General features: G+C 65.0%; 7 protein-coding genes. 3 read left to right on the forward strand and 4 right to left on the reverse strand.

The annotated features are described in order from the left end of the window. Window positions 1-235: urease accessory protein UreD (locus EOA28_RS22335; RefSeq protein WP_245498798.1), on the reverse strand; the 235-nt coding region annotated here is incomplete at its 3' end. Window positions 236-492: 257 nt separating this feature from the next. Here EOA28_RS22335 and EOA28_RS22340 point away from each other — a divergent pair. From EOA28_RS22340 to EOA28_RS22350, 3 genes are all read left to right on the forward strand, one after another. Then, window positions 493-747 (forward strand): acyl carrier protein, encoded by a 255-nt coding sequence (locus EOA28_RS22340; RefSeq protein WP_041003067.1) that lies wholly within the window; start codon window positions 493-495, stop codon window positions 745-747. Window positions 748-751: 4 nt separating this feature from the next. Beyond that, entirely contained in the window at window positions 752-1,960 is a 1,209-nt protein-coding gene (locus EOA28_RS22345) for a beta-ketoacyl-[acyl-carrier-protein] synthase family protein (protein WP_128315275.1), read from the forward strand. Between the two features lie 151 nt (window positions 1,961-2,111). Then, window positions 2,112-2,816: a glutathione S-transferase N-terminal domain-containing protein gene (locus tag EOA28_RS22350; protein ID WP_127252240.1), complete on the forward strand. Its 705-nt coding sequence runs from the start codon at window positions 2,112-2,114 to the stop codon at window positions 2,814-2,816. 383 nt (window positions 2,817-3,199) lie between these two features. On the opposite strand, the gene EOA28_RS22355 is transcribed toward EOA28_RS22350, so the two are convergent. From EOA28_RS22355 to EOA28_RS22365, 3 genes are all read right to left on the reverse strand, one after another. Then, window positions 3,200-3,556: a hypothetical protein gene (locus EOA28_RS22355; RefSeq protein WP_127252241.1), complete on the reverse strand. Its 357-nt coding sequence runs from the start codon at window positions 3,554-3,556 to the stop codon at window positions 3,200-3,202. Between the two features lie 188 nt (window positions 3,557-3,744). Continuing rightward, window positions 3,745-4,359 (reverse strand): nucleoside triphosphate hydrolase, encoded by a 615-nt coding sequence (locus tag EOA28_RS22360; RefSeq protein ID WP_126080018.1) that lies wholly within the window; start codon window positions 4,357-4,359, stop codon window positions 3,745-3,747. Window positions 4,360-4,556: 197 nt separating this feature from the next. Then, the gene (locus tag EOA28_RS22365) at window positions 4,557-5,663 is read right to left on the reverse strand and encodes a hypothetical protein (protein ID WP_127252242.1); all 1,107 of its coding nucleotides are present in this window, start codon (window positions 5,661-5,663) and stop codon (window positions 4,557-4,559) included. Window positions 5,664-5,825 lie beyond the last annotated feature (162 nt).

The following is a 5,825-nucleotide window of genomic DNA, read 5'->3' on the forward strand; positions in this document are numbered from 1 at the left end:
GGGTGGTGATGGAGGCGGAGGCCTCGGCGCCGACTTCGATCGTCCAGCCGAGGCGGTCGCCGCCGGTCATTCCGCCGGCCGTGTTGATGAGCACTGCCTCGAGCGGATCGCCCTGCACCGCCGGCAGGCGGATCTTGGCCGATCCGTCCTGGTAGAGCCGCTGCAGGCGCGTCCGGCCATCGCTCTTGCCGCAGAAAAGCCTGGCTCGCCCGGCAACACGTTGCGCGGCAGGCAAAGGAGCGCCGGCCAAAGGCGAGGCGGGCGGGGGTGTCAGGGCGTTGTCGATCGTGTCCACGTTTCCAGGTTAAGCACTCCGGCGGCATTGTCGATATATCGCTTGTTGCTTGACATCGTTTTGGTTTCTATAGAGGGAAGCCACCCTGGAGCGGTCGCGCGGTGTCTGGCGAGGTAAGGGCAACGGCGTTGTTGGATCCGGGGACCAAAAAAGGGCGCTGATCAGTTGGCGTCGGAAAACGACAGGGAAGGAACCGAATGGCTGACCAGCTGACGACCGAGATCATCGAAAAGATCAAAGCGCATGCCGACACCGGCGGTGAGGAAATCACCGCCAGCACCGATCTCGGAACGCTCGGCATCCATTCGCTGGAATTGACCGAGATCATCTTCGATCTCGAGGAGAAGTACGGCATCGAGATCGAGATGAACACGGTCGATGCCTGGAGCAACCTGAAGAACGTCGGCGACATGGTCGAGGCGGTTCGCGAACTGATCGCGAAAAAAGCCTGACTGCATGCAAAAACGCGTCGTTATCACCGGTATTGGCGGGATTTGCGGGCTCGGCAACGATGCGCCGGCGATGTGGGACGCCATGCGCGCCGGCCGCTCGGCGATCGGCCCGATCGACAATCCGTCGCTGCATGACCTCAAGGTCAAGACCGGCTGCGAAATCAAGGAACTGCCCGAACATGGCATCGACCGCAAGCAGGTCGTGTCGATGGACCGTTTCAGCCTGCTGGCGGTGATCGCCGCGCGCGAGGCCATGCGGCAGTCCGGATTGACGGCACATGCCGACAACACCTACCGGATGGGCGCAATCGTCGGCATCGGCGTCGCGGGCTTCGAGACCATCGAGGAGAATTACCGCGCGATCCTGCTCGAGGGGCGCAACCGCGCCGCCATCTTCACCGTGCCGAAAGTGATGCCGGGCGCGGCCGCCGGGCAGGTGAGCATGGCGCTCGGGCTGCGCGGCCCTGTGTTCGGCGCCACCTCGGCCTGCTCATCGGCCAACCATGCAATTTCCACGGCGGTCGACCAGATCAGGCTCGGCCGCGCCAACGTGATGGTTGCCGGCGGCACCGAAGCGCCGCTGGTGTGGGGCGTGCTCAAGGGCTGGGAGGCGCTCAGGGTGCTTTCGCCCGACACGTGCCGGCCATTCTCGGCCGACCGCGCGGGCCTCGTGCTTGGCGAAGGCGCCGGCATGGCGGTGCTGGAAAGCTACGATCAGGCGATGGCGCGCGGCGCCACCATCCTGGCCGAGATCGCCGGCGTCGGGCTTTCCGCCGATGCCTCCGACATCGTCGCGCCGACCGTCGAGGGACCGGAAGCGGCGATGCGTTTCTGCCTGGCGGATGCCGGGCTCAATCCGGAAGACGTCGACTACCTCAACGCGCATGGCACCGGCACCAAGGCCAATGACCAGATCGAGACCGCCGCGATCAAGCGCGTCTTCGGCAACCACGCCCCTTCGCTCTCAGTGTCCTCGACCAAGTCGATGCATGCGCATTGCCTCGGCGCTTCGGGCGGGCTGGAGATGATCGCCTGCGTGATGGCGATCCGCGACGGCATCGTGCCGCCGACCGCCAATTATCGCGAGCCCGACCCGGAATGCGACCTCGACGTAACGCCCAACACGGCGCGCGAGCGCAAGATACGCGCCGCGCTCAGCAACAGTTTCGCCTTTGGCGGAACCAATGCGGTGCTGGCCTTCAAGGCGGTCTGATCACAATCCCGGTTGACTGTATGTGCATCGGCCGCCGGTGGCTGGTGTATTGATCCCGGCCGGCCGGGGACCTAATTCTTCCTCACCCCGCCGTATTCTTTGCCACCCATTGTGAGCGCCGCCCGGCGCCAGTCCCTATCCGGAGTTTCCGATGACCGACCTGTCCGCCTTTCCGATCGCCAAGCGCTGGCCGGCCAAGCAGCCCGACCGCTTGCAGCTCTATTCGGCCACGACGCCAAATGGCGTGAAGGTCTCGATCGCGCTGGAGGAAATCGGCCTGCCCTATGAGCCGCATTATGTCGATATCGGCAAGAACGAGAGCTGGACGCCGGAATTCCTGTCGCTCAACCCGAACGGCAAGATACCGGCCATCATCGACCCGGACGGCCCCGGCGGCAAGCCGATCGGCCTATTCGAGTCCGGCGCCATCCTGCTCTATCTGGCCGACAAGACCGGCAAGCTCATTCCCGCCGATCCGGCACGGCGCTACGAGACGATCCAGTGGGTGTTCTTCCAGATGGCGGCGATCGGCCCGATCTTCGGGCAGGTCGGCTTCTTCCACAAATTCGCTGGGCGCGAGATCTCCGACAAACGGCCGCTCGAACGCTACCGCGACGAATCGCGGCGGCTGATCGGCGTGCTTGAAACGCGGCTGAAGGGCCGCAAGTGGATCATGGATGACGACTACACCATCGCCGATGTGTCGATGCTGGGCTGGGTGCGCAACCTGATCGGCTTCTACGAAGCGCGCGAGCTGGTCGGTTTCGATGATTTCCCGACAGTCGCCGAATGGCTGGAGCGCGGCCTGGCGCGGCCGGCGGTGAAAAGGGGCCTCACCATTCCGGCGAAGGGCTGAAGACGGTTCAGGTAAAGGCGTGCGGCACAAAAGTCCTGCCGGCGCGCCCATGCCGGGCTGGTTTCGACGCTCGGCGCTTTGGCTGCAGGTAGCGGTGGGCTAAGCGGGCGCGGCTAGCGCCCACGTTGGAGATTAGCCGAAACCCCCATGCGTCGTCATACTCGGGCTTGACCCGAGTATCCATGCCGTGGCCGCTGCCGTAGAGTGCAACGGTGCAGAATTCTGTAACTGCAGCAACGCTTTAGCGTCATGGCATGGATTCCAGGGTCTGCGCGCGTCGCTTCGCTCCTTGCTCCGCCCTGGAATGACGACCGAGCTGTCTTGACCGCCAATCGCGAAGGTCCGGCTCGGCGACTTCGCCGTCCCGAATCGCGCAAAAAGGGCTATTTCGTCTTGGCCTTGGCACCACTGCGGCCGAGCATAGAGGCCGCAAGCCGCGCAGTCGCGACGACTGCTCCTGTGGCGACGCTTGCCACGGCGCGGATCGGACCCGATTTCTTTGCCGCCGACTTGGGATGTTTCGCGCTCTTAGCCTCGACTTTATGGGCCGCGACCTTACGGGCCGCGGCCTTGTGGGCCACGCCTGGCGTCACTTTCTTCGGCGCCGCCTTGCCGAAAGCCGGCTTGGCGTCTTTCGATCGCTCGGCGATCGCCGGGCCGGCGCCCGCCTTGGCCTGCGTCGTCCTGGATTGGGTGGCCCTGGTTTTTTTGGCCACGGGCTTTCTGCTGTTGGTTGCCATCTGACAGTTCCTGCTCGCTTCTTTTCGCAATTCCGGACGGAAAGCGGTTGTCCGCTCCCCTGGAATTGCTCCGGCGCCGGACAATTCGGGATAGGCTGATAACGGCGTGAAAACCTTAAAGTTCCCGTCCGAAAATATCGAAAATTGAGCAGGTTAACCAATCACCAGCATCATTGATCAATGACCCGTCATTGACCGATGACCATGTCGGCCGGCCGGCGCCGCGCCAGCACGCGCTCGATGTTGGGCATGTCGTTGGAGGCGATCCAGGCGCGGGCGTCCTCATCCGACTTGCCATGCTCGCGCCAGCGCTCCATCAGCCGGCGCTCGAGCTCATTGCGCGGCACGTCGACGAAGATGGTGAAATCGAACAATGGCGCCAGCCGCGTCCACGGCTCCTCGTCGAGCAGCAGGTAATTGCCCTCGACCAGGATGAACTTGGTGTCGGCGGAAACGATCTCGGCCGCCGCGCGCGACAGTTCGATGCTGCGGTCGAACACCGGAATGGCGATGTCGGGTTCGCCGGAGCGGATGCGCTTCAACAGCGTCTCGAAGCCGGCGAAGTCGAACGTTTCCGGCGCGCCCTTGCGCGGACGCAGGCCGCGGCGGTTGAGGATGATGTCGTCATAGTGGAAGCCGTCCATCGGCACGACCTCGGATGTGCCTTCGGGCAGAAGCTCATGCAGGTTCGCCGACAGTGTCGACTTGCCGGAGCCCGGCGGACCGGCAATGGCGACGACGAAGCGCTTGGCCTTGCCGGCGCGCTTGAAGATGGCGGCAGTGATATGGGCGATCTCGGACATCGGCGCCTCTTCGGTAAGGGTGCGGCCGGCATTTTGGCGGGTGTCGGTGGAAATTTCAAACCTGCTCTTGGTGACTGAGGCTCGACCGCTTGTTCGGCAGCCTCCCGCTTTCGAAATTGGCCGGAACGCCTGCCCCCTTCGTCATCCACGGGCTCCGCCCTGGAATGACGAACTCCCAGGCGCCCCCGCCTGAACCCCTACGCCGGAGCTGAACGCCCGATGCGCAGGAAGCCGCTGTCGAACGGCGCCTCCTTCACCGCGCCGTTCGGCGCAAGAACGCGCAAACGATCGGCCACTGCCTCAATCTCGGCCGGCGCCTCGGCCTCGGCGGACGGAACCGCGCCGATGACATGGCGAAACGACACCGACCGCCCTTCAGCCAGCGCGAAGGCCGTGGCCATGCCTTCATGCTTCAGCCAATTGTCGCCGAGCGAGGCGGCATGGCCGATCGCGCTGCGGCCGTCCTCGATGCCGAGCACGCCGAGATGGCGGCCGCTCCAGGGCGCGTAGTCGCGGCCGCCATTCGAGAACCACAGCATCGTCACCGGCAGTTCGGCCGGGTTCTTCAGCACCAGAACCAGGTCCTTCTCCGCGCGCCGCGCGATCGCCGTCCAGCCCGGGCCGCCGTGATCCGCCTCGACCAGCGTGACGAAATCCTCGCGCCTGTCTTCCATGCGGTAGTCGGTGAGGTCGGTGGTGCCGCCGGCGGCGAGCGGAAACTGCGTGAGGTCGGCGGCGCGGGCCGGATAGGCAAGCATGAAGCGGCCGCGCGCCGGGTCGGGCTCCAGCGGCGTTGGGGGCGTGACAGCGACGCGCTTGGGCGAGAAGGCGAGCCGGCCGCCGCCTTGCATGACCGTCATCGGATGATGGGCGACGGAGATGGCGCCGGAGCCGCCGGAGAAGACGTGCTCCTGGTAAAGGAAAGGATGGTCGTCGCGCAGGGTAAAAACCTTGTCGACGGCGGCGCCCATCACCTTGCGGCGCAGCCGGAACACGGCCCGCCAGCCGCCGGCAATGGCGCCGTTTTCGACGACGTCCCATTCGCTGTTGGCCGGCCAGCCATGCAGGGGTGCCGCCTCGACGTCGCTGGCGGAGAAGGGTGAGCAGAGGAAATCGCCGGAGAGGCGCACCGTGCCTTCCGGGAGGTTCGCGGGCAATGTCTCGCGCGGCGCGCCGACCCAGGGCGCGCGATGCAGCGGCTTCAGAACGCGGCCATCGGCCTCGATGTCCATGGCGGCGATATGGCCGACGGCGAGATCGAGCGAGACGGAGATGCCTTTTGCGCCGATCGTGACCGTGTTCATGAATGCCTCCCGCGAATCTTTTCTCGCGGGGAGCAAAGCCCGTCGAATGCCTCCTGTGCAAGCAGCGCGATCGGCATTTTGCATCAGTTCCTCACCCTTCCCCTTGTGGGGAGGGTGAGGAACTGATGCAAAATGCCGATCGCGCTGCTTGCACAGGAGGCA

It is taken from the genome of Mesorhizobium sp. M2A.F.Ca.ET.067.02.1.1 (assembly GCF_004023285.1).
Taxonomy (GTDB): Bacteria; Pseudomonadota; Alphaproteobacteria; order Rhizobiales; family Rhizobiaceae; genus Mesorhizobium.

Excerpts from the sequence above, each read along its gene's own strand:
- EOA28_RS22350 (WP_127252240.1), top strand. The coding sequence starts at position 2,112 with ATGACCGACCTGTCCGCCTTTCCGATCGCCAAGCGCTGGCCGGCCAAG.
- EOA28_RS22365 (WP_127252242.1), bottom strand. The coding sequence starts at position 5,663 with ATGAACACGGTCACGATCGGCGCAAAAGGCATCTCCGTCTCGCTCGAT.
- EOA28_RS22355 (WP_127252241.1), bottom strand. The coding sequence starts at position 3,556 with ATGGCAACCAACAGCAGAAAGCCCGTGGCCAAAAAAACCAGGGCCACC.
- EOA28_RS22345 (WP_128315275.1), top strand. The coding sequence starts at position 752 with ATGCAAAAACGCGTCGTTATCACCGGTATTGGCGGGATTTGCGGGCTC.
- EOA28_RS22340 (WP_041003067.1), top strand. The coding sequence starts at position 493 with ATGGCTGACCAGCTGACGACCGAGATCATCGAAAAGATCAAAGCGCAT.
- EOA28_RS22360 (WP_126080018.1), bottom strand. The coding sequence starts at position 4,359 with ATGTCCGAGATCGCCCATATCACTGCCGCCATCTTCAAGCGCGCCGGC.